This is a genomic window from Lacinutrix salivirga (assembly GCF_053604675.1).
In genome coordinates, this window is sequence record NZ_JBSHNP010000005.1 from 1 (window position 1) to 746 (window position 746).

At 39.3% G+C, this 746-nt stretch carries 1 protein-coding gene; it reads left to right on the forward strand.

Annotation, left to right across the window (positions count from 1 at the left end; all coding sequences use genetic code 11):
- Nucleotides 1–746 (forward strand): T9SS type A sorting domain-containing protein (locus tag ACVC5O_RS00020; protein ID WP_452219417.1); only part of this gene is annotated, 746 nt, incomplete at both ends.

Sequence of the window (746 nt, forward strand, 5' to 3'; positions counted from 1 at the left end):
CAAATCCAAGCCGAAGCCGACTGCGTGGATGCCATTCGTTTATGCGATGCAAATATTAGTACATATTTTGTTGTGGATGGTTCTGGAGCAATAGATGATGCTAATGGGTCTTTTACTTTGGCCTGTCAAAACCAGACTAGTGCCTCTCAATGGGAATCCGATTCTGCATGGTTTAAATTTACACCCAAATATTCAGGCCAATTAGGCTTTTATATTTGCCCAGATCTTGAGGAGGATTGGGAATTTATTGTTTTTGGTCCTAATGCAGATTGTAGCGATTTAAATAATGCAACTTGGATAAGTTGTAATACTGTGGGAATTGGGAATTCGGCAATGGCATGTACAGGCTCAGGCGATCATCCTACACAAGGTGGTGGTGGTGGTGGTGGTGTAAGTGGCTTTAATAGCTATTTAAACCTTACTGCCAATGAGACTTATATTTTATTTATAACTCCTTTTGTAACAACAGGTAAAACAGCCACGCTTACCTTCCAAGGTGAGTTGGTCGATAATTATACAGATGCTTTTGATCACCCAGATTGTGCCTTAAGTGTGTTGGAGTATAACTTAAATAACGCAGTAACGGTTAGTCCTAATCCTTTTGTAAACACACTTACAATTAGTAGTACAGCGACTATTACACAGCTACAACTCTACAATGTAGCAGGACAGCAAGTATTATCACAGGCGTTTACCACTCAATTGGATTTAGCAACCTTACCAAATGGGATTTACTTTTTAAAACT